The organism is Paenisporosarcina quisquiliarum (genome assembly GCF_027563315.1).
Classification (GTDB): Bacteria; Bacillota; Bacilli; order Bacillales_A; family Planococcaceae; genus Paenisporosarcina; species Paenisporosarcina quisquiliarum.
Genome location: NZ_JAMKBJ010000003.1, coordinates 197,985 through 220,403 on the forward strand (window position 1 = coordinate 197,985; position 22,419 = coordinate 220,403).

Sequence of the window (22,419 nt, forward strand, 5' to 3'; positions counted from 1 at the left end):
CACCCTCATTTCGCTTGTTATCTTATATTAGTACCTGGTGATAATCATAACGAATCAAACATGAAATATCAACTCATCGTCACGAATTTGCCAAACTTCGTGTATGTTCGCCAAAAGATTCTTTGTCCCATTCTGCTCTTGTGATATGATGGTAGAAGTAAATAGTCTGTCCAGAGGTGAAACAACATGAAATTTGTCATTGCATTAATTTGGTCATTTCTACTTGTTACAATGCTGAACTATGTAGTTAGCTCAGTAGCGGCAGTGCCATTCAACTTTGAATTGGGTGCCATTCTTTCACTTGGATTTGCAGCACTTATCTTCTTGATTTCTGCAATTATTCCAAACGATCCAGTAACTCATGATCATCACTAATTTAACAAAGTAAAAAACGGAGTCTCTGAAGCTTTCACATCAGAGACTCCGTTTTTTTATTGTTTTACGTTGACTTCCCCATTTTCAACAGTTACTTCAACCGTGCTTCCCGGCGTCAAACTCCCACCGAGGAGCGCTTTTGCTACAGCGGTTTGTACGTGTCGCTGAATGAAGCGACGCAACGGACGTGCACCAAATGCCGCATCGGTTCCCTCATTGACCACCCAATCAATCAATGTCTGCGAGAATGTAATTGTGACTTCTTGCTCTTTCAAACGTTTTGCTAATTGTGCCAAATACTTTTCAGTAATTGAAGTAAAGTGTGAACCTTTTAAAGAATGGAACAAGACAATTTCGTCCATGCGGTTCAATAACTCTGGTTTGAAATGTGTTCGAAGTGCTGTCATCACCAATGTTTCGGCTTGCTCTGTATCATCCAACAAATACTGTGATCCAATATTCGAAGTCAGAATCACAACTGTATTAGCGAAGTTGACAAGTCGTCCCTGACTATCTGTAATGCGTCCATCATCCAATAATTGCAGTAAAATATTCGCTACATCCGGATGTGCCTTTTCAATTTCATCGAGCAAAACCACTGAGTATGGATTACGTCTTACCATTTCCGTTAATTGTCCGCCTTCTTCATAGCCGACGTATCCTGGAGGTGCCCCAACAAGGCGCGAAACACTATGTTTCTCCATATATTCCGACATATCAATACGAATAAAATGATCTTCAGAATCAAATAAATTAGCAGCTAAAGCCTTCGCAAGCTCTGTTTTTCCTACACCAGTTGGACCAAGGAATAAAAATGAGCCAATTGGTTTTGTAGGATCCTTAATACCAGCTCGTGCACGCCAAACTGCTTCCGTTACAAATTGGACAGCCTGATCCTGCCCCACTACACGTTCCTGTAATGTTTCCTTCAGTCTGAGAAGCTTATCTCTTTCTCCTTCGACAAGTTTCGTCACTGGAATTCCTGTCCAACGGGATACGATAGAAGCAATTTCTTCCGAAGTCACTTCTTCACGAAGTAATCGATTTTCCGAAGTCGATTCAAGCGCAGACTCTAGAGTGGCGATTTCTTTTTCGAGCGTTGGTATTTTACCATGACGAAGTTCAGCAGCTTTATTTAAGTCATAATTATTTTCCGCCAGTTCCAGATCTCTACGGTAACTATCCAAAAGTTCACGCTTCTTTTGAATATGCTGCAGAGACTCTTTTTCTGTGGACCATTGATTTCGCATGGACTCTGTTGAGGTTTTTAACGCATCGAGTTCATCGCGTAATTTTGATAACCGCTGTTGACTAGCTTGATCTTTTTCTTTCATCAATGCTTGCTCTTCGATTTCCAATTGCATCATTCTTCGTGTCACTTCATCCAGTTCCTGCGGCATCGAATCAATTTCTGTGCGAATCATTGCACATGCTTCATCCACTAAATCGATTGCTTTATCAGGTAAAAAGCGTTCAGTTAAATATCGGTCAGACAGTTGTGCAGCCGCTACAATGGCCCGGTCATGAATCCGTACGGCATGATGCAATTCAAAACGTTCTTTCAGTCCACGTAAAATCGAAACCGTATCTTCAACTGACGGCTCCCTTACCAATACTTGTTGGAAACGTCGCTCCAGTGCAGGATCTTTTTCAATGTACATACGGTATTCATCAAGCGTCGTTGCTCCGATACAATGCAATTCACCACGTGCCAGCATCGGTTTCAACATATTCCCTGCGTCCATTGCACCTTCTGTCTTTCCAGCACCGACAATGGTGTGAATCTCATCTATGAACAGAATGATACGCCCTTCACTATCTTTGACTTCTTTTAACACAGCTTTTAAACGTTCCTCAAACTCACCACGATATTTAGCACCTGCTATCAATGAACTCATATCCAGTTCATAAATATCTCGTTCTTTCAATCCCTCTGGTACATCTTTGCGTACGATACGTTGTGCCAATCCCTCGACAATAGCTGTTTTCCCAACACCCGGTTCACCTATTAGGACTGGATTGTTTTTTGTTTTTCTGGAAAGAATACGAATCACATGTCTGATTTCCTGATCACGTCCGATCACAGGATCCATGTTCCCTTTTCGAGCCTGTTCCACTAAGTTACGACCATATAGTTCCAGTGGTCTTTTTTGTTCTTGTTGCTGTTGCATAAGCATGTCACTCCTTTGTTTGACCTTTTTTGACTAATTGATTTTATTATAGGATGTCGGGAGGAATATTGTAAAGAAATGTGCATGGAGTGTGGGATGAATTAAACGGGGTGAGTTAGGGTTTAATTGGGGTTGGACGGAGTTTAAATGGGGTAACTTTAGATTTATTTGGGGTTGGACAACGTTTATTTGGGGTAACTTTAGATTTATTTGGGGTTGGACAACGTTTATTTGGGGTAACTTGAGCTTTATTTGGGGTAACTTGAGCTTTATTTGGGGAGCGGTGTTTATTTGGGGTAACTTGAGGTTTATTTGGAGATCGGCGTTTATCTGGTGTAACCCAATCTTTAAATGGGGTAACTGGAGTTTTATTTGGGGGTGCACATCGTTTATTTGGGATAACTCAATCATTAATTGGGCTAAAACCATGTTTATTTGGCGTACTATTATCCACCTATTAATTGATTAATCTCCTCCAAATAAAAAACCACTCACTATTGTAGTGAGTGATTGAATAGGAAATCATTATCTGACACCGAGTGCCATTTTTGCGTAGCGGGACATATTGTCTTTTGACCAGCCTGGAGTCCACACAATATTGACATCGACTTCCTTAACTTCTGGTAATTCGTATAATGCAGTTTTAACTTGGTCAACAATCATTGGGCCCATTGGACAACCAAGTGATGTTAAAGTCATTGTCACAACGGCAAATCCATCTTCCGATAAATCTACATCGTAGACAAGGCCAAGGTTGACAATATCAATACCAAGTTCCGGGTCGATAACATTTTCTAGTGCACCCATCATGCTGTCGCGCATATCTTGATCCATGTTCATCCCCCTCTCTACCTAACATATATGTTCATCATAACAAATGCAGCTTATTCAGACAAATAGTGAGCCATGAAATTGGTTGATTCCAACATACCTTGTCTTGAAACAGCATGTCCTGCTGATTTATCCGTCATAAACTGGAAACGTTCAGGGTCATGATCATAGGATTCTCTCAATGCGTTGAAGAAGTTAAATGTCGGTTCATATGGGACCACATTATCTTGAATCCCATGCCAGAAGAATACTGGTCGTCCATTCAATGCACTCGGGTTTAACGTAATATCAAATTTACTTAGTGTCTCAAACATTTGCTTACGTTCCACATCAGTCACTGGTAATTTAAAGCCTCTTGCTTCATATTGTGCCATCTGTGCCTTCGCTAAATGTACGTAACCCGGAGAACCCATCATCACGGCAGCGGTGTCAATCCACGGATAGACATTTAGACATCCAAGTGTTTCAATGGCCCCCATTGATGTTCCGGCTAACCCTATTTTTGTTTGATCCTTCATTAAATTTCGTTCAATTAACTGTTCTCTTATCATAGCTACTTCTTCTATAGAAGTTAATACTATTTCCCAGAAGCGTAGTGACAATTGAACTTCATCGAGATTTTCCTGTCTTTCGCCATGCAAATGCGCATCCGGTAGTAAGACACGAAAACCTTTTTCAGCCAATTGATAGGCATAATGTAAGTTATGTTCTTTTGCACTCGTGAAGCCATGAAGAAAAATCACGACTGGAACTTGTTGTTCCCGAATCGATTCTTTATATACATGTAATAGTGGAATTTGTCCCCACCGCTCATTTTCAACGTTCACTTTGCCACTTCCTTTTTATCTAATACTTGTTATCGTAGCAAAACAAATCAAAAAGTTCAAAAACGAAGTTGGATTTTTTTGACTAATGGATGTCCATGACGATACACTTTACTATAGTAGGAAAGGAGTCTTTTATTATGCAACCTCATTTAATCGTTTTGGATTTGGATGGAACGTTATTAACCGATGAAAAAGTCATTTCTGAAAAGACTTTACATACGTTATTTAAAGCAAAAGAAAAAGGTCATGAAATTATGATTGCGACTGGTCGACCATACCGTGCCAGTGAAGTTTATTACCACCAATTAAAAATGCAAACACCAATCGTTAATTTTAATGGTGCATTTGTTCATCACCCCACTGATCATACATGGAAACCGATTCATGAACCCATAAACTTAAAAGTCGTCAACGAAGTAATTGATGCCGTTCATGATTATAAATTTCACAATATCATTGCCGAAGTGATGGATGATGTTTATTTGCATTACCATGATGAAAAATTGCTCGATATCTTCAGCTTTGGAAAACCCCAAGTTACAACCGGGGATATACGAAATTATTTAAAGTCTGACCCGACTAGCTTACTTATTCATGCAGAAGAACATGAAGTTCCTGCGATTCGCCAACACTTGCATGACGTTCATGCAGAAGTGATTGACCACAGACGTTGGGGCGCACCATGGCATGTTATTGAGATTGTGCGTAGTGGTCTTAATAAAGCTGTAGGTATTTCTCATGTATCGAAACACTTGAATATTCCACAGGAACGGATCATTGCATTCGGTGACGAAGACAATGACCTAGAGATGCTGGATTATGCCGGAACAGGCGTAGCTATGGGAAATGCTATTGCGCAACTGAAAAACATCGCTAATGAAGTAACATCTTCAAATAATGACGATGGGATTGCGGAGTTCTTACAGGAACGTTTAAACTTATAGAAATAGATGATTCAGGGGGATACAAATGAGAATATTTGCAGACAGTGCTTGCGATTTACCGAAATCTTTTTATGAAACAAATCAGGTCACGCTGATTCCTTTACGCGTGCACATTGATGATGCTGAATACTTGGACGTTATGACAATCGATTCAACTCAAGTTTATGCTGAAATTCGCCAAGGTAAGCAACCAAAAACCTCACAAGCCTCACCAGAGCAATTTTTAACGTTTTTTGAAGAACTGGCGAAATCGGGCGAGGAAGGATTGTATATTGCTTTTTCTTCCGAGCTATCTGGAACACACAATACCGCCGTCATGATTCGTGATCAGGTAAAAGAAGAATATCCCGAGCTTAAACTAACCATCATTGACTCGAAGTGTGCATCACTGGGATATGGGTTGCTAGTAAAAGAAGCCGTTCGCCTTAGAAAATTAGGTGAACCACTTGAACGCATTGTCGAAATCATTCGTTTTAAAGCACTAAATACGGAACATTTGTTTACAGTTGAAGACTTGGATTATATGGCTCGTGGCGGACGAGTGTCGAAAACAAGCGCAGTTATTGGCGGGTTATTAAATATTAAACCTCTTCTTCACATGGAACAGGGTAAACTGGTACCGATTGAAAAATTAAGAGGCCGTAAAAAAGTCATGAAACGAATTCTTGAACTTATGGAAGAACGTGGTGAGCGTTTACATGAGCAAACCATCGCAATCAGTCATGGGGATGATGAAGCATTTGCCTTGGAGATGAAGGCAATGATTGAAGAGACATTCCAACCTAAACAAGTTGAAATTCACATGATTGGATCTGCCATTGGTGCTCATACTGGACCAGGCGCGTTAGCTTTGTTCTTTTCTAATCAGATTCAGGCCTAAGAAACGGAGCGAATAAACATGAAGAAAATCGTGATCGTTGGTGCAGTTGCAGGTGGCGCTACTGTCGCTTCCCAAATTCGTTATTATGATAAAGAAGCGCAAATTGTCGTATTCGATCAGGATGATACGATGTCCTACGGGGCGTGTGGTATGCCGTATGTTATCGGGGGCAAAATTTCTGACCCTGAACATTTAATTGCAGCAACTCCTGATGAATTCAAGACCGAGCGCAATATAGATGTTTTCCTGAAGCATCGTGTCACGAAAATTAATCGCCAGCTCAAGTCAGTAGAAGTCTTGAATTTGGAGACCCAGCAATCTTTTAATGAATCATATGATTTTCTTATCCTTTCTCCAGGTGGGACGCCGATTGTTCCTGAAACACCTGGCATGGAAAGCGCGACTATGTTCACGTTACGCAACTTCAATGACATGAAAAAAATCAATCATTATCTAGCAACTGAAAAACCCAAAAGCTGTGTCATTGTAGGTGCTGGATTCATCGGAGTAGAAATGGCCGAAAATCTAGTTGAGATCGGTTTGAATGTATCCATTGTCGAAAAGTCCCCACAAGTCATGAATATCTTGGACGTGGATTGCTCTGCCCTAGTGGAAAAAGAATTAAGTGATCACGGTGTACGAATATTTAAAGATAATTTCATTACTAATGTAAACGATTCTAAAATCAGCCTCGATTCAGGCGAAACGTTAGAAGCTGATTTCATTCTCATGAGCATAGGTGTATCACCAAGTACAAAATTGGCGAAAGACGCCGGTCTAATCATTGGTGATACAGGTGGAATCATCACAAACGAATTTTTGCAGACGAATGATTCTTCGATTTACACAATTGGAGATGCGGCAGAAAACAAAGATTTCATCACCGGCGATGCCAAACGAGTTCCACTTGCGTGGCCTGCCCATCGTCAAGCATTCATTGTAGCGAAGCATATTACCGGAGAACAAATTCCGTTCAAAGGCTTACTTGGTACAGCCATTTGCAAAGTATTTTCACTAGATGTGGCGCTTACGGGTTTGAATGAAAAAACATTGAAGGATAGCTCTTTTGAGTTTAAAACAATTACTCAAAAATCTAAATCCAATGCTGGTTATTATCCAGACCATGCAAAAGTTTACTTGAAAGTTCATTATGATTCTCTGTCCCGTAAAGTATTGGGAGCACAAGCAGTTGGAGGAAAAGGCATCGATAAACGAATTGATGTACTATCCACAGCCATTTATGCTGGCCTGACAGTCGATGATTTACAAGCTTTAGAACTTGCCTACGCCCCTCCCTATTCTTCACCGAAAGATCCAGTGAATATGGTCGGTTACCGGGCTAAATAAAAAATCGCTTGAGACTTTAAATAGTCTCAGGCGATTTTTGTTTTGTTCTGATGTGATTGTCCGGGGGCTATCCGCATTTTTGTGATGGTCTATTCGCGTTCCTAAAAAAAAATGGACAGCTGCGGCCGCAGCTGTCCCAAACAAATCTATTCAAGTTTACCCACGTTCTAATCACGTTAAGGTAATTTCATCCTCATTTATCGACTATTCTTCATTTCCTCTGCCTTGCGTTGCTTTCCTTTACGCCAAACCAGATATATAAAGGTCATAAACAGAATGTAGACCAAGGCAAGAGCTGCTAAGTAGCCTTTATTGATTCCTTTATGATTCGTCACGTTATAAAATTCGGCAATTTCTCTGTCGACTACAAGTCGATAGTTGCCATCATCTCGTTGACGCAAAATGTCTCCTTCAAATAAACCTCGAAGTTCTTTCTTGTCACCAATCACTTCACGAGGGATATCAAAGCTCTGAGTGCCACCAGTGTTGTTGATGGCGACGATCCATGTTTCTTCGTCATTGGAACGTTCATAAACCATGAGTCCTGCTTCGTTATATAACATATCCATTTTACCGGTTCGAAGTGCTGCTGAATCATTTCTCAATGAATGCACATCTCCGATAAATTCAATTAGCTCTTCATCCGTATTAAAATCCAGGATTGGGTGAGAAGCTGGTGGCTTATCGCCGTTAACAGCAATTTCGGAACCGTATGTCATAACCGGAATACCAGGCATGGATAACAAAGTCGCCATGGCCATTTTCCAACGTGTCGGAGGAAACATATTTTCTTCAGCCGCATTGGCTGTGAATCGCTTGGTATTAATTGAATCTATTTGCTGCATAACAGGTTTATCTGTCGAAAACTGTGGCAATTTCGCCGTATCCAGATCTACATTTTTGAAAATATTGCGATACAAATCTTCTTGGCCACTGGCAACTTGCGCATCAAAATTTGCATCACTTGATTCGAGAGCAAGCACATATAACTTATCATTTTCTGTTTTAAGCTTCTCGATCAAAGAATTTAAAAATGCCTTGTCTATTCCATCAATTCCTGTCAAACGCAGACCGTCGACGTTATATTGTTTTACAAAATCTAAAGCCGCTTTTTCTACAGCTTGTTGAGCATCCTTATTAGTCAAATCCCATGAAACGGTCCCATTTTCATTTGAAATAACCCACGAAGCCTTGTCCTGATCAGTTGCCCAAATGTGTTTCGAACTTACTTGCTGGAGCGGGAAATCAACCACGACCCCTATATTCTTTTTATTCGCTTTATCGATCAGTGTTTTCAATTCTTCTGACGTCCCAAAATGACGTTCTAATTGACCATAATCCAAAACACGTTTCCCGTCGTAAGTCTCGGTTGAAAAGACTGGTCCCAGTGAAACCATCGAAAAGCCCATTTCTTGAATGTGATCGAGTTTTTCCACCACACCCATAAAGTCTCCGCCTGCGAATGCACTTGGCTCTCTTGTATTGACTTCGAAATCGTTTTCAATCGTTTTATTGAAATATCGGTCCACCAATAAATCGTATATACTTTCATCTTGAATGCTTTCTCTTGAAGCTGCTTGAGTGGTTAGCGGCGCAATCAAACCAATCAGGATGGTTAATGCCATTGTCGCCCGAATCCATTTTTCTTTTTTCACGTGAGGTCCTCCTCTAACGAATCTTCCTACGTTATTTTATCAAACCGAACTTAGGCTCGCCATGATTAGCAAAGAATTAACTTTGATTTACGTCAAAACTGTGAAAAGTCATGGGTGTGCTGAAGTAGCCTACATGCAACTCGTTTCCAACTAAATTGGCTGATTGTCTAACAAAATGCTCAAACTCTCCGACTAAATCTCAAATTCCTCCAACTAATTTTCCATATTCTCCTACTAAATCTCGCAACAAAAAAACCACTTGCCTTCAATTAAATGAAGGAAAGTGGCTTAATTTAGTTTAAGCTAAGAAGCTGCTTCCTAAAGGTAATTTGAACCCTAGGAACATTGTGATAAACAAGAAAACGAATAGTAATACCCAAAACATGGTTGTTGGCTTTTGTTTTTTCATGCGAGCCAAAATCATTTCCATCATTCCGATGATTACGATTCCACCAAGCAATTTAAATCCGTAAAGCATGCCCATATCGAAGTCCATGCCTGTGATGAATAATGCTACACCTGTCAAAATGATGAAAACGTAAAATAATCGTAACACCATCTGTGTAATTTTTTGCCCTTTGCTGCCGTTTACAAGTAATACTGCGACAAAGAACAAGATGATGCCTACTACCCAAGAAGTAATGTGTAAGTGTGTGCTAGCTAAAAAATCCAAAATCGTCACCTCATCTAATTAATCATTCGATTCTATCGTATCATATCTCGTGACTTAACAAACTCTTTTAGTCACTAGATTCAATTCTAATTAAGAAATTCTTCACTTAAATCGGTTTACCAACGTCCCGATCCCTTCGACCGAAACTTTCACCGTATCACCGGCTGCCAAAAATTTAGGTGGATTAAAGCCTTTTCCTACACCGGATGGAGTACCTGTCAAAATTACGTCGCCAGGTTCAATCGTAACCAATGCTGATATTTGAGCAATCAATTCTTCAACAGGAAAAATCATATCATCTGTACGTCCATTTTGGCGAACTTCATCGTTTACCTTCGTAACAACAGTTAGGTTCTGCGGATTTGGCAGTTCGTCTTTCGTTACTAAATATGGTCCCATTGGACATGAACCTTTTAAGCTCTTGCCAAGGAAAAATTGTTGGTGTTTCTTTTGTAAATCACGTGCAGTCAAATCGTTCGCAATCGTATACCCAAAAACATGGTCATACGCTAATTTTTTAGGGATGTTATCGCCTTTTTTACTGATGACAACAGCCAGTTCCCCTTCATAATCATACGAAGAAGTGACATCCGCATGAACGGGCAATGTTTCTTCATCAGCTGCAATCGTTGTCGGTGATTTTGTGAAAATCATTAGATGTTCAGGTGCCGCTTCTGATCCCATTTCTTTGGCATGCTCAGCATAGTTTCGTCCAACTCCAAAGATATTTTTCGGTGTACGGGGAATTGGTGATAACCATTCAATGCTTGAGAATGCACGTTTGAATTGATTCGGCTCTTCCGACTTTAATGCAGCATCTGCCAATTTCCGCATCTGCTCAACAAAATCCATTCCATTTGCAATTCCTTCAATTATTGTTTGAGGAAAAGCAGGTAATACTTGGAGCGTCTCTTGTATCGCTAAAACGTCCCACACGGCTTCTTCTTTTTTCACCTTAGGACCGAAACAAATTTTACCTTCATAGCGATATGACACGATTTTCATATACTGACACTCCTTCTGTAATGAAATTTTGTTAAATTCAGTCTACGATATTTCGACAGGATTTTCATCCGTTTTTTTATTTATTTTTCCGTAGGTAGCTCTTTTCCAAATCATTTCAATCGGACCCTGCTTAAATTTAGTAAACCAGATTTCGGCAAAAATTATCTGAAGAATAAAGATTCCGACTGCGAGCCATGTCCCAGTCAGGACATCCATTTTGCCATATAACCCGAATCCGTATGAATAAAAGATGGTAGTGGCAATGACGGACTGTGTGAGATAGGTCGTCATGGACATTCTGCCCACTTTTGCAACCGGCATCAATAGCTTACGGAACACAGTCACTTGGCAAATTAGCGTTATTAATCCTGCATACCCGATTGCCACAAGCGGCCCTCCGAAAATATCCTGGACAAACATTGTGAAAAAGTCCGCTCCAGATGTAAAAGGCAGTACTTTTATGGAATAACCAGCCGCTAGTGCAACCACCGTTAATATAGTCCAAAACATTTTCTTGTCTGATGTGCGCTCAATCAATTTAGCTTTAGCCGCTGCTGCTCCTATAAGCATATAAGGGAAAATCGTAATGAAGATTAAAAACAACGACCCGGATTCTATATTGGCATAGCTCCAGTCGGCCGCCCTTTGACTAAAGATATCTGTCCAGCTTCCAGTAGCAAAAGCCTTAATAGACGATTCAATTTCCTGCACACCGGCATAAAATACTTGACCTGACTGGGCAACCAAATAGCTAATGAATGCAAGTCCCAAATTCGGTATTAGGTAAAGTGGCAAAGCAACAACCAGTAGCCATGTGCTTGAAAGCCGTAATAACAAAATGACAATAAATCCACACACTGCATAGCTGATTAATATATCACCTGACCAGATCAGAAAAGCATGCAGAATTCCGATACCCAATAATATAATTAGCCTACGTATCCCAATACGTAAAAACGAAACGCCTCGTTGCTGTGATTTCAGAAATTGCATCATTAATCCATAGCCAAATAAAATAGAAAATAAAGGATAGACACTTCCCTGCAACATAACATCGATCCATTGAAACGTTTGTTTATCACTCAGATTTGTAAACCAAGTGTATGGATTTATGTAGTAATACGGTGAATGGAATGCCAGCATATTCACGATAAAAATCCCAAGAAGCGAGAAGCCGCGCATCAAATCGATTGCGACTACCCGGTCCTGTAATTCAGTTGGTCTTATATTCACTTTCAATCCTCCAATACGATTGTTTGATTCGAGTCAAACAAATATAAAACTTTTTCTTTGATGGTAATTGAAAGAATGTTTTCTATCGCTTTTTGATAAAGCGACAGCTGCAATCCATAACGATGCTGCATTTCCCGTAAAATTGAAGAGTCGTTATGGAAGACTCCTTTAATTCGGTCGGTCTTATAGTCAAGCAAAACCCAATGACCATCGTCTTCCTGGAATAAACAGTCCGCAATCCCCTGTAAAATTTGAATCTCCTCGTCTTCATCTTTCATGCCATACGTAAAAGGTACTTCACGTAGAATATCGGAAGAATGACGCAATCGCTCTGCAATCGGGGAATGCAGGAAGCTTTCGATTGCATTTAATTTTATTGCTTTTGCTTCATTCGAGGTCAATAACTGCCGTTCTTCCAGAAGTTGAATAAATGATTCAATCTTTTCTTTCGTCGGCTGTAAATTGATATCAAGATGTTGCATTGCGGTATGCATTGCGGTTCCGATTTCTGCACTTGTTAGCTTCCGTTCACCTTGTTGTAGGAAAGCAGGTCGTTTATAGACAGTTGAAATGGCTTGTTGCACTTCACTCGTCCTGAAAAATTCAGGCTCTTCTTCTTTTCTCAATTGATCGATTCGCTTCAGTTCACTTACTGATTGCTTGGAACGTTTTGCAATAGATCTTTCGTGGGCGTACACCGCATTAAACCGACGTTCCACTTCAGCCATCATTTCCGGGGAAATACCTATCTGATTAGCTTCCTCTGTAAGTTCTGAAGATGTTCCGAAGGCATCCAGTTCACGCAGCTCTTCTACGTATATGGTTTCAAACGACCATTTCGAAGGATGTTCCAATGCATGGGTATCCGTCTGTCCTTGCCATATAGCAAAATCACTATGTCTTGCTACAGCAGGACCAATCCAATCCAAGAATCCTTTTGCACGTGATCGAACATATTCAGGTAGCATATCTCCACTTGACGCGGCAATATCCTGCCATTTACTGATTGATTTTTGTGCATCTTTCACAGTTCCAACGAGCATAAGCTTTTCTTTTGCTCGTGTCATTGCTACGTAGAGAACCCGCATTTCTTCCGACTTCAACTCTAGTTGCTTCTTCTCTTTCATCGCTAAAAATGGAAGCGATGTGTAGGAAATTCTCTTTTCAGGGTCAACTGCTTTTACAGCCAAGCCGAACGTCTGATCAAATAAATACAGTTCATTGAAATCCATTTGATTGAAGTCACGGCCAAGACCTGCAATGAATACAAACGGAAACTCGAGTCCTTTGGAGGAATGGATCGTCATTAAACGAACGACGTTTTCTTTTTCACTCATTGCTCGTGCTGTTCCGAGATCGTCTCCACGTTTTTTCATTCGGTCAATAAATCGTAAAAAGCGGAAAAGTCCGCGGAATGATGTTTTTTCATAAGACAATGCACGATCATGCAATGCCCTTAAGTTCGCTTGCCGTTGTTTTCCTCCAGGCATAGCACCCACCATTTCGTAATAATGAGTATCCATGTAAATCCGCCAAATCAAATCTGCCAATGAACCACGTCGTGCCAAGTCGCGCCATTCTTCATAATGAAGGAAGAAACGTTGCAGTTTTTCAGCAGTTTCGGAAGCAATCCCACTGCCCCCCATCCGGACGAAGTTTTTGAGTGCTTCATAAAATGGCTCTTTTGGTGCTGACAGACGGATGTGGGAAAGTTCCGCTTCCGTTAATCCCACAAACGGTGCACGTAAAACGGATGCCAGTGGTATATCCTGATACGGATTATCGACGATTCGCAGGGTATTTAACATAATCATTACTTCCAGCGCGTCAAAATATCCTTTTGAAAGGTTTGCGTATAATGGAATGCCTGCCTGCTTAAATTCTTCGGTTAAGTCTGCGGACCAAGTCATGGATCTCGTCAGTATGACAATATCCCGGTATTCAAGTGGTCGTTCATGTTTCGACCAAGCGTCCACCACCATCGTTTTCCCATCCATTAATGAACGTATTTTACGAATGATATAACGGGCTTCCCACTGGGATTTTTTCAACTCATCCAATTCCAATATCTCTTCATTGATCTCTTCTTCTTCACTGGTACCATCTTCATCTTCTTCACTTTGCTGGGACAGTATGGTGAGCTCAACTGCCGCAGGTTGCTCAGGGTAAGGAGCTCCTGCTTTTAATGCCGCCGCATCATCATACGCAATTTCCCCTACGCGCTCCCCCATGATCTGAGAAAAAATAAAGTTGGTGCCTTCTAGCACTTCCTTACGGCTACGGAAGTTCGCATTCAAGTCGATTTTCACACCCGTATGCAACGCTTCTGTCGTAAACTTCAAGTACTTCTCCAGGAATAACATCGGTTCAGCTAATCGGAAACGATAAATAGATTGTTTAACGTCACCGACCATAAACATATTGCCGTTTGCTTCCGTACCTGTTTTGACAATTTGTAAAATGGTTTCCTGTAAACGGTTTGTATCCTGATATTCATCCACCAAAACTTCTTTGTACTGCATCATGATATCTTGCGCTGTACTTGAAGGAACGAGTTGATCATTTTCTTTCGTCGTCAATATTTGCAAAGCAAAATGCTCCAGATCCGAGAAGTCGACCAAACCTCGCTCACTTTTTGCCAAACGGTATTGCTCACCATAAGTTAAAGTGAGGTCCACCAATGTTTGAAGAAGCGGATGCATCATTCTCATTTCCTGCAGTAATCGTGCAGGGGTACGGGTGAAATAGGCATCTTTCACTCCATTGACGCGTTTCTTTAATTGATCGCGCTTATCTTTCGCTTTTTGAACGAGTTCGTCGTCAAACGTGTCTTTTGGAATGCGTGCCGCTGTCGCAAATTTTAAAGTTTGGAAATACTCGAAAGCCGATTCCCATGTTTGTGAAGAAATTCGACGAATCGCTTCAGCTAATACGAGCTGATCTTGTTCAACTGTAGTCCCGTAAGGAGCGGGACCTGCTGGCAGCAACGCCAATCGACGGATTTCTTCCGTCATGGCATACGCTTCTTCTAAAGCATGTTGAATCGTCAGTTTTAGCGCTGGGATAAATGGCAAATCATCAATACTCATTTCCTCAGGAACATCATAGCTTTGCGAAATTGACTGCAACCATTTTTTCGGTTCCGGGTGAACACTCGCTGCGTCGTATAATTTATCAATTAACGTTTCAATCATTTGGTCGTCTCGGTCTGTTGTAAAACTATCTACAAGTCGGTACAACGCTTCCGGATTTTCTGCTTTATGTGCCGACTCCAATACAAATGCCAATACATCATCACGGATTAGCGCTGATTCAGCTTCATTTGCCAGCCTGAATCCCGGGTCCAAATCCAGAACATAGGCATACTGTTTCACGATGGATAGACAAAAAGAATGAAGTGTCGAAATTTGTGCTTTATTTAATAGACTTAATTGTCTTCTTAAATGACTGGAAGAAGGATTTTTCACAAGCGCTTTTTCCAGCGCTTCCGCCATACGATGGCGCATTTCAGCAGCAGAAGCGTTTGTGAACGTCACGACCAAAAGTTCATCCACGTCAATCGGATTGTCTTCACGAATCATCTTCTGAATCAAACGTTCAATCAGTACTGCTGTTTTTCCTGAACCTGCCGCAGCGGAAACGAGTATGTCACGCCCTTCTGCGAAAATGGCCCGCCACTGGGCGTCAGTCCATGTTACATCTTGTGGTTTAGTCGGTATGAGCATCCGGTGCGACCTCCTCTTTAATTCGTTGCGTGACTTCCTCCGGTGTACCAACTGTCAGTTTCCGGTAGTGCTGATCAGGATCAGTCGGATCAAACTGACACACACTGCGGAAATTACAATAGTCACAGGCAGTTTTATCTTTCATGCGGTAAGGTAATACTCGTGTATCCCCTGCAAGCATACCGTCTCCCGCCTGTTGATGTTTTTTTCGTACAAAAGTCCGTAAATTTGCCATGTCCTGCGTAGATACAACTTTTGAAAAGGACTTGGAAATAGAGCCATCTTTATTAATACGGGCTGGAATTACTTTTGACGTACCTGTTATTTCCGTGTCCATTTCACTTAGAACTTTGGCATCGTCAATTAACAAGCCTCGCATTTTGTATTTCTTAAATACTTCTTCAGCAAGATCCATCTCAGAAAGCTCTTTCGCCAATTTCAACATCGGATTATGGACATGAAGATATAACACACCTGCCGGATTTGCTTCCTCACCAAGCCACACGGCAGAGTTACTGACTGCCACGTCTAAATACGTCAACATCTGCAACGATATACCGTAATACACATCGTTCAAATCTAATCCTTTGGCGGACGATTTATAATCCACAATCCGTACAAATGGCTGGCCTTCAACAACCGCTGCATCCACGCGATCAATGCGTCCGCGCATTTTCATGGCATGGCCATTCTTCAAGGGTATTTCCAGTGTCGGTAATTCCTCTCCTGGTCCAAAACCTGCTTCAATTGCAATCGGAACAAATGTCGAGACACTCGCATGATCGCGCAAAGTCGTCATGGTGCGTTGCAAGATTTGTACAAGCTTACGCTGAATATAGCGATATCTTTTCGAACTGAGTAAAATCTGATGTACGAAATATGGCGAAATCTCTTCTACTGCTTGTCTCGCCAGTTCCCAGGCTTGAGTTGTTGAAAGCTGCGACCACGACAATCCGAGACGCTTCGTTTCATCCGCAATCCATTTCAAAGCGGCATGGAATAAATCGCCGATAGCTGGTGCTTCAAGAAGGTACTCTGCCCGTTCCTCCAAACGCAAACCGTATGTTGCGAAATGCGCAAACGGACAACTGTAATATTTTTCGACTCGCGAGACACTGGATGTGAACGTGTCCCCATATAAGGCATTTGTCGTTTGACGGTCCAGCCGTTGTGCGACAGTAGGCTTTGTCAAAGGTCGAATGATTCGTTCAAAAACACTGTGCCAAAACGGATCATTTTTATAATAAGATGCCACCGCTTGCCATTCTTCTTCAAGATCCCCTTCAGTTGCCGCTTGCTTTAGCTTTGTGGCTAGGAAAGGAAGTGTAGCTCGGGGATGCTGAATATAGTGTTCCGCGCTATCTTTTAAGACAGCAGGGTCTATGACAGCCAGTTCAACTTCAACTTTTGGTAACAACTGTTGCAGTCGCTTGATGTACGTCGAAGGAAGCAGGGCTTTGCCTTCTTCATCTGCAACGGAATAGGATACAAATAGTTTCTCTGAAGCAGTAGTCACCGCCCTGTATGCCATATAGGATTCGTCCATCAGACGCATTTTGGATGTCGGTGCCAGTTCAAATCCAATCTGCATAAACCATTCCCGCTCCGTATCCGAAAGCAAGCCTTCCTGTTCCAGTCTTTTTGGGAATACCCCGTCATTGACACCAATGACAAATGCTGCCCGGATATCTGACAATCGAGATAAATCCACCGTTGCGACGGTTACTTGATCTAGAGACGGCGGAATGCGTGAAAACTCCAACGTGTCGAATCCTTCTTCCAGTAGAAGCAAGCTTTCTTTCGGCGTTAGTTTTTCATCACCGAACATCAAGACAAATTGATCCAACACATCGATCCACTGTGACCAGGCTTGGTCATGTTCAGACGCCAGTAAAAGATGGCCTTGTTCATTTTCTTGATCTTTCAAGAATTGCAGCTTTTCGTAAATCTGCAATTCTTCCATTAATTCAAACAGCGCTTGCGCAATATCTCTTCCTGTCTCGCATGACTCTATTTTCTTTGCAAATTGTTGTAGAGGGGTTAGCACGATATCCCGGACTGCTGTAATATCAGCTTGAATCGCACGTTCCTCATCTGTTTGAACTTTGGAATGAAACTCAAGTCCGCGGTATTTCTTCACGAGCCATCGACGTTCATCCGACCATCGTTCGCCATAAATCCCTTGTGAAATGACGAAATTCTCCAAGCGATCTGCGCGTTCACGCCAAACTCTTTTGTTCGCCTGCAAGGGGAAGAACAAATCTGTTTTGATTGCTCGGAACATTGGCTCATATTGGAAGTCATTCAATACCGCTTCAAATGCTGAACGACTGAATTCAACTAAAGGATGATGAAGCATAGCTTTTTTCCGGTTGATAAAAACGGGAATATCATATTGGGCAAATGTAGTTTCAATCAATTCATCATATACTTCTGGTTGACGATATAGGATGGCAATGTCGCGGTAGCGGAACTGCTCGTCTCGAACTAATCTTCGAATATGTCTGGCAACAGCATGTATTTCAGCCCGCCTGCTATCTGCTTCAATCACATGGACATGCTTGTGATCGTCTATAGAGGGAGCGGGATAACTATGTAATGTCTGTTCAATATGTTTAATCTCGTTTGTCTTAAAGCGTTGGTTTTCATTTAAATGAACGGAGGGTTCAATGGCAATGGATTCAGTTCTTGCCATTTCCTTTAATCGTTCTGCCGTTCTTGCGGCACTATGGAATAATGATTGTTCATCCATCAAATCATTGGTTTCATCATCTAAAGGCAGTGCAATTGTGACTCGTTTCGCATGCTTGATTAATTCGCCGATGATTTCGTACTCCCTGCTCGTCATCGTCACAAATCCATCAATATAGATATCCGCTTCCGCAATCAGTTCCGATTGAACAATTTGTTTCGACAACAAAGCATAGTAACCTTCACTGTCAATATAAGCGGTACCCAATCGTTCTTCCAATGCACGCAACAAAACTGACAAGTCATGGGACTTATCTTGTAAAGTGCGAGGGGCATTTAATTGTTTAAGAGATTGTTCGAGTGAAAGTAAAGTCGTCCCGTCAAGACAATAACGCGTGAATTCCTTTAGCAGCATTTCCATTTGGTTCGTAAAACCTCGTTTATTAGCTGCTTGTTTAAACAAAGAGAATTCTTCCTTATGCTCTTCCAGTAATCGTCGAATCAACATACGATAGCCAAATCCACTGATCTCTTGTCGACTGATTCCTCCAGTTTCCTGTAAAACCCGCCACGCTAATCTTTTGAATGTAGTGACTTGTGTACGGATGATGCCGTTTGCATGTTTTGTAGAAGATAGTGCAAATTCAGTTGAAAATGACATTTGGTCAGGCACCACAAAAAATATAGGGGTTCCCAGTGGATTGCTTAATGCATTTTCAGATACTTCCTGTCGCATGAATTCGGATTTCCCAACACCCGCTCGTCCTGTAATTAATCGCAGTGACACATGCACGTCCCCCTAACAAAATAGTGTTTACATAACAAATAAATCCCGAATATTTTCCTTCCCTCTATTGTACCTAACTACTGCTAGAGGGGGAAATTATTCGGGATTTTCACCTGAGAAATTAATTGTTGCGGATTCCAGTGGCCAGTACCTCGCAACTACTTTTCCAACAACATCTTCTTTGTTGACGAATTGAAAATAACGACTGTCCAAACTTTGCCTGCGATTGTCGCCCAAAACAAAATACGAATCAGCTGGTATTCGAACGGCACCAGTGATTGTTTCAAGTGTAAAATTTTCTGTCAAACGGTCTTCTGGGTTACGATACGCGTCGTACGACTGCAAATATGGTTCTTCCACTCTTTTATTATTGATAAAAAGAGTGTCGTCTTTATACATGACGAGATCTCCTGGAATCCCAATGACTCGCTTGACAAAATCTTCATTGTCATCAGAATGAAAAACCAGTACGTCCAGCCGATCAATTTCGCCAATTTTGTACGAAATTTTACTTACTAAGACTTTATCTGAATTTCTCAGTGTAGGCTCCATCGAATAACCAGAGACCGCATAATTGGTTATAAGAAATGATCGGATGATGGCAATGATTAGTAATCCGATGATAATCGCTTTTAACCATTCCCATGCCTCTTGTTTCATTGCAGTCAAACCGTTGGCCCCTTCCCTTCCTGTCGTTCTTTTTGTATCAATAGAAAGTCAGCTTCAACCCGTTTATTTAATCTATTTTCAACTTGTTTCCCAATGAACCATAACAAGATGATTACGCCCACAACTATTGCAGTTCTTATCGGTTGATTAATGAGTGCTCTAATATCATAACCGATAAAGCTGATTGTCAATATCATCACAAATTTACCGGCAATTAACGTCCATAGATATGAATTTTTTTTCATGTCTGAAAGTCCTGCTACTAAATTGACCAAAGCTGATGGTGTAAATGGAAAACAAAGTAACAAAAATAATGGACCAAACCCATGATTTTCTACCCAATGGATGAGTTTCTGTACACGTTCGTGCTTGGTCATGAATCGAAGGAATCTCGCCCGTCCATATTTTCGAACCAGTAAAAAAACGAGATAAGAACCTACAAGCGTACCTGCCCATGATAATAAAAACCCTATCCATAAACCATATGCGCTAGCGTTTGCAAAAACGAATACAAATAGAGGTAAAAACGGTAAAAATGCTTCTAAAAATGGTAAAAGGAAGCCAATGAGAGGTCCCAGTGAACGATAGTCTCTTGTCAGTTCCAATAAATTTTCAGCTGTTAACCAATCGAACATGTTCCTCATCCTCAAAATAATAATTGTTATCTTTCAGTTTTCCCGAGACAAGCCCACATCAAACATACTGATAATGGATGATTAGATGAATAATAGTCATTGTCTCGCTTGTATTCAAATAACGATGTGTTTGATTCCCGGCAAAAACAAGTGTCTCTCCCGTAAGTAAATCAACCTCTTCACTTTCGAGGATGATTTTTAGTTGTCCATCCACAATGGTGAGCGATTCCTCGACACCTTTTTGGTGCGGTGTACTTTCATAAGAACAGTATGGGTCCAATTCAATTCGATAAAACTCCCACCCCCTCTTAGGGTCATACGGAATAATAGAATAAACTCGATAGCGTCCTTCATCTTCCGTCAAAAAAGGGATATCAGAAGGTGTTATTTTTTTTGCACTCAGTTCTGGCGGCTGCAACAAAGATGAGAAACTGATTTTAAGTCCATCTGCAATTTTCCAAATTGTCGATACGGTAGGGTTCGAATCCCCTTTTTCCATTTGTGCCAATTGTGCTTTGCTCACATCAGTCAACTTGGCCATTTCGTCTAAACTCATTCCCCGTTGTTGGCGGATTGATTTTAACTGTTGACCTAAATTCCGTCTCATCTGTTCCATCTTTTCACCTCTTATTGTTTACTTTACCATACAGATGTATAATATATTAAACTTTGAAGCGGAGGAATATGTTCAATGACATTTATGAATGGAATCAGAGCCGGAATCAGCATTGCCATTGGCTATTTTCCGATCGCATTGACCTTTGGGTTACTTGCAAAAACAACCGGATTGTCCATGTGGGAAGCAACAGCCATGAGTATATTCGTTTTTGCTGGCGCAGCACAATACATATCATTAACTTTAATATCAAAAGGCGTAGACCCGATTTTAATCGTACTGAATACGTTTGTGGTCAATATCCGACATTTTCTTATGACAGCTTCATTAAATGAAAAGATGCAACCAGATGCACGTTGGAAAAAAGCCATCTATGCGTTTGGGGTTACGGATGAAACGTTTTCAGTACTGGCCACAAATAAATCAGACACCATTCGGACTCCTTTTGCAGCCGGTGTTATTTTAATTTCTTACGGGAGCTGGGTTGTTTTCACTGCTGTAGGTCATGTCATAGGTGCAAATTTACCCGAGTTCCTTCAAGCAGCGATGTCAATCGCATTATATGCAATGTTTGTCGGTTTGCTCGTTCCTTCCATGAAGGGCAACCGCAAAGTGATGTTGCTCGCTTTGTTCGGAGCAGTGATTCACAGTAGTTTGTATTGGAGCGGGCTGCTTTCGACAGGATGGGCCATTTTAGTTGCGACCCTTGGTTCAGCTATTTTGGTTGAAATGATTTATGCGAAGAAAGGAAGTGCAAGTTGATGGAAAAATGGTATTGGTGGATGTTACTCGGTATGGCTGTGGTTACCTATATCCCTCGCGCGTTTCCTTTAACTTTCTTGGAAGGCCGTGAATTGCCTCTCCTTGTGAGTGGCGTTTTGCGTAATATTCCTTACGCTGTTTTAGGCGCATTAATCTTTCCCGCTATTTTATTTGTGCAAGAAGGAAATATGTTATTCGGTCTTATTGGTGCACTCGCCGCATTCGCACTAGCGTTTGCCGGAGCGAATGTGATTGTCGTTGTTATGGGTTCCATTGCTGTCCTGGCTATTTATAGTTTGATCGGTTGATCCATACTTTTATAAATGACAAAAGCGAATAGCTACATCGCTACTCGCTTCAGGCTGTAGACAACTCATGAAAATGATTTGTTTATAGTCTTTTTTTATCAATAAGTAAAGCTAAATTGCATTAAATGACCGCTTTCCGTGGGCTCGCGCCGAACTAACTCGAGCTTTGCTCGAGTGGATTTCGACGTCTTCGCTTTCCCACAGGAGTCGGTCATTTAATTTATAGGTTAAAGGTGACTGAAGCTGATTAGTAAAAATCTTTCCCATGAACGTGACCAGTTGGAA

At 41.2% G+C, this 22,419-nt stretch carries 18 protein-coding genes; 6 read left to right on the forward strand and 12 right to left on the reverse strand.

Going from position 1 to position 22,419, the window contains the following annotated elements:
• The first annotated feature begins 186 nt into the window (after positions 1 to 186).
• Positions 187 to 375 (forward strand): YjzD family protein, encoded by a 189-nt coding sequence (locus tag M9R32_RS05230; RefSeq protein ID WP_269925680.1) that lies wholly within the window; start codon positions 187 to 189, stop codon positions 373 to 375.
• A 56-nt stretch (positions 376 to 431) separates the two neighbouring features.
• Here M9R32_RS05230 and M9R32_RS05235 read toward each other — a convergent pair whose 3' ends face one another.
• From M9R32_RS05235 to M9R32_RS05245, 3 genes are all read right to left on the reverse strand, one after another.
• Complete coding sequence (locus M9R32_RS05235) at positions 432 to 2,546, reverse strand: ATP-dependent Clp protease ATP-binding subunit (RefSeq protein ID WP_269925681.1); 2,115 nt, start codon at positions 2,544 to 2,546, stop codon at positions 432 to 434.
• A gap of 525 nt (positions 2,547 to 3,071) precedes the next feature.
• Positions 3,072 to 3,380, reverse strand: a complete 309-nt coding sequence (locus tag M9R32_RS05240) for a metal-sulfur cluster assembly factor (protein ID WP_016428030.1) — start codon at positions 3,378 to 3,380, stop codon at positions 3,072 to 3,074.
• Between the two features lie 50 nt (positions 3,381 to 3,430).
• Positions 3,431 to 4,204 (reverse strand): prolyl oligopeptidase family serine peptidase, encoded by a 774-nt coding sequence (locus tag M9R32_RS05245; protein ID WP_269925682.1) that lies wholly within the window; start codon positions 4,202 to 4,204, stop codon positions 3,431 to 3,433.
• A gap of 137 nt (positions 4,205 to 4,341) precedes the next feature.
• Between M9R32_RS05245 and M9R32_RS05250 the strand changes: the two genes are divergently transcribed.
• Genes M9R32_RS05250 through M9R32_RS05260 form a run of 3 tightly spaced genes read left to right on the forward strand, consistent with a single transcriptional unit; the run spans position 4,342 to position 7,375 of the window.
• Entirely contained in the window at positions 4,342 to 5,148 is an 807-nt protein-coding gene (locus M9R32_RS05250; RefSeq protein ID WP_269925683.1) for a Cof-type HAD-IIB family hydrolase, read from the forward strand.
• Positions 5,149 to 5,173: 25 nt separating this feature from the next.
• Positions 5,174 to 6,028 (forward strand): DegV family protein, encoded by an 855-nt coding sequence (locus M9R32_RS05255; protein ID WP_269925684.1) that lies wholly within the window; start codon positions 5,174 to 5,176, stop codon positions 6,026 to 6,028.
• A gap of 18 nt (positions 6,029 to 6,046) precedes the next feature.
• The gene (locus M9R32_RS05260) at positions 6,047 to 7,375 is read left to right on the forward strand and encodes a CoA-disulfide reductase (RefSeq protein WP_269925685.1); all 1,329 of its coding nucleotides are present in this window, start codon (positions 6,047 to 6,049) and stop codon (positions 7,373 to 7,375) included.
• Positions 7,376 to 7,572: 197 nt separating this feature from the next.
• On the opposite strand, the gene M9R32_RS05265 is transcribed toward M9R32_RS05260, so the two are convergent.
• The 9 genes from M9R32_RS05265 to M9R32_RS05305 form a co-directional block, all read right to left on the reverse strand.
• Positions 7,573 to 9,030, reverse strand: a complete 1,458-nt coding sequence (locus M9R32_RS05265) for an alpha-amylase family glycosyl hydrolase (RefSeq protein ID WP_269925686.1) — start codon at positions 9,028 to 9,030, stop codon at positions 7,573 to 7,575.
• Between the two features lie 298 nt (positions 9,031 to 9,328).
• On the reverse strand, positions 9,329 to 9,703 hold the full coding sequence (locus tag M9R32_RS05270; RefSeq protein WP_269925687.1) for a YisL family protein: 375 nt from the start codon (positions 9,701 to 9,703) through the stop codon (positions 9,329 to 9,331).
• A 102-nt stretch (positions 9,704 to 9,805) separates the two neighbouring features.
• Positions 9,806 to 10,708 (reverse strand): fumarylacetoacetate hydrolase family protein, encoded by a 903-nt coding sequence (locus M9R32_RS05275; protein WP_269925688.1) that lies wholly within the window; start codon positions 10,706 to 10,708, stop codon positions 9,806 to 9,808.
• Positions 10,709 to 10,750: 42 nt separating this feature from the next.
• Positions 10,751 to 11,941: a DUF418 domain-containing protein gene (locus M9R32_RS05280; RefSeq protein ID WP_269925689.1), complete on the reverse strand. Its 1,191-nt coding sequence runs from the start codon at positions 11,939 to 11,941 to the stop codon at positions 10,751 to 10,753.
• A gap of 2 nt (positions 11,942 to 11,943) precedes the next feature.
• Complete coding sequence (addA, locus tag M9R32_RS05285; RefSeq protein ID WP_269925690.1) at positions 11,944 to 15,666, reverse strand: helicase-exonuclease AddAB subunit AddA; 3,723 nt, start codon at positions 15,664 to 15,666, stop codon at positions 11,944 to 11,946.
• Positions 15,650 to 19,144, reverse strand: coding sequence for a helicase-exonuclease AddAB subunit AddB (gene addB, locus M9R32_RS05290; protein WP_269925691.1), 3,495 nt, complete (start codon positions 19,142 to 19,144; stop codon positions 15,650 to 15,652). Before addB ends, addA begins: the two co-directional genes overlap by 17 nt.
• 96 nt (positions 19,145 to 19,240) lie before the next feature.
• Entirely contained in the window at positions 19,241 to 19,813 is a 573-nt protein-coding gene (gene lepB, locus M9R32_RS05295) for a signal peptidase I (RefSeq protein WP_269925692.1), read from the reverse strand.
• Positions 19,810 to 20,448 (reverse strand): TVP38/TMEM64 family protein, encoded by a 639-nt coding sequence (locus M9R32_RS05300; RefSeq protein ID WP_269925693.1) that lies wholly within the window; start codon positions 20,446 to 20,448, stop codon positions 19,810 to 19,812. The genes lepB and M9R32_RS05300 overlap by 4 nt, the downstream gene beginning before the upstream one ends.
• Positions 20,449 to 20,506: 58 nt before the next feature.
• Entirely contained in the window at positions 20,507 to 21,064 is a 558-nt protein-coding gene (locus M9R32_RS05305) for a helix-turn-helix domain-containing protein (protein WP_269925694.1), read from the reverse strand.
• Positions 21,065 to 21,139: 75 nt separating this feature from the next.
• Between M9R32_RS05305 and M9R32_RS05310 the strand changes: the two genes are divergently transcribed.
• Positions 21,140 to 21,826, forward strand: a complete 687-nt coding sequence (locus M9R32_RS05310) for an AzlC family ABC transporter permease (protein WP_269925695.1) — start codon at positions 21,140 to 21,142, stop codon at positions 21,824 to 21,826.
• Positions 21,826 to 22,134 carry an AzlD domain-containing protein gene (locus M9R32_RS05315; RefSeq protein ID WP_269925696.1) on the forward strand — a complete coding sequence of 103 codons (309 nt, stop codon included), beginning with the start codon at positions 21,826 to 21,828 and terminating at the stop codon, positions 22,132 to 22,134. The genes M9R32_RS05310 and M9R32_RS05315 overlap by 1 nt, the downstream gene beginning before the upstream one ends.
• Positions 22,135 to 22,419: the final 285 nt, after the last annotated feature.

What these genes read in the sequence shown, in the direction of transcription:
- M9R32_RS05230 (WP_269925680.1), top strand. Translation starts at nt 187, where the DNA reads ATGAAATTTGTCATTGCATTAATTTGGTCATTTCTACTTGTTACAATG.
- M9R32_RS05235 (WP_269925681.1), bottom strand. Translation starts at nt 2,546, where the DNA reads ATGCAACAGCAACAAGAACAAAAAAGACCACTGGAACTATATGGTCGT.
- M9R32_RS05240 (WP_016428030.1), bottom strand. Translation starts at nt 3,380, where the DNA reads ATGGATCAAGATATGCGCGACAGCATGATGGGTGCACTAGAAAATGTT.
- M9R32_RS05250 (WP_269925683.1), top strand. Translation starts at nt 4,342, where the DNA reads ATGCAACCTCATTTAATCGTTTTGGATTTGGATGGAACGTTATTAACC.
- M9R32_RS05255 (WP_269925684.1), top strand. Translation starts at nt 5,174, where the DNA reads ATGAGAATATTTGCAGACAGTGCTTGCGATTTACCGAAATCTTTTTAT.
- M9R32_RS05260 (WP_269925685.1), top strand. Translation starts at nt 6,047, where the DNA reads ATGAAGAAAATCGTGATCGTTGGTGCAGTTGCAGGTGGCGCTACTGTC.
- M9R32_RS05275 (WP_269925688.1), bottom strand. Translation starts at nt 10,708, where the DNA reads ATGAAAATCGTGTCATATCGCTATGAAGGTAAAATTTGTTTCGGTCCT.
- addA (WP_269925690.1), bottom strand. Translation starts at nt 15,666, where the DNA reads ATGCTCATACCGACTAAACCACAAGATGTAACATGGACTGACGCCCAG.
- M9R32_RS05300 (WP_269925693.1), bottom strand. Translation starts at nt 20,448, where the DNA reads ATGTTCGATTGGTTAACAGCTGAAAATTTATTGGAACTGACAAGAGAC.
- M9R32_RS05305 (WP_269925694.1), bottom strand. Translation starts at nt 21,064, where the DNA reads ATGGAACAGATGAGACGGAATTTAGGTCAACAGTTAAAATCAATCCGC.
- M9R32_RS05310 (WP_269925695.1), top strand. Translation starts at nt 21,140, where the DNA reads ATGACATTTATGAATGGAATCAGAGCCGGAATCAGCATTGCCATTGGC.
- M9R32_RS05315 (WP_269925696.1), top strand. Translation starts at nt 21,826, where the DNA reads ATGGAAAAATGGTATTGGTGGATGTTACTCGGTATGGCTGTGGTTACC.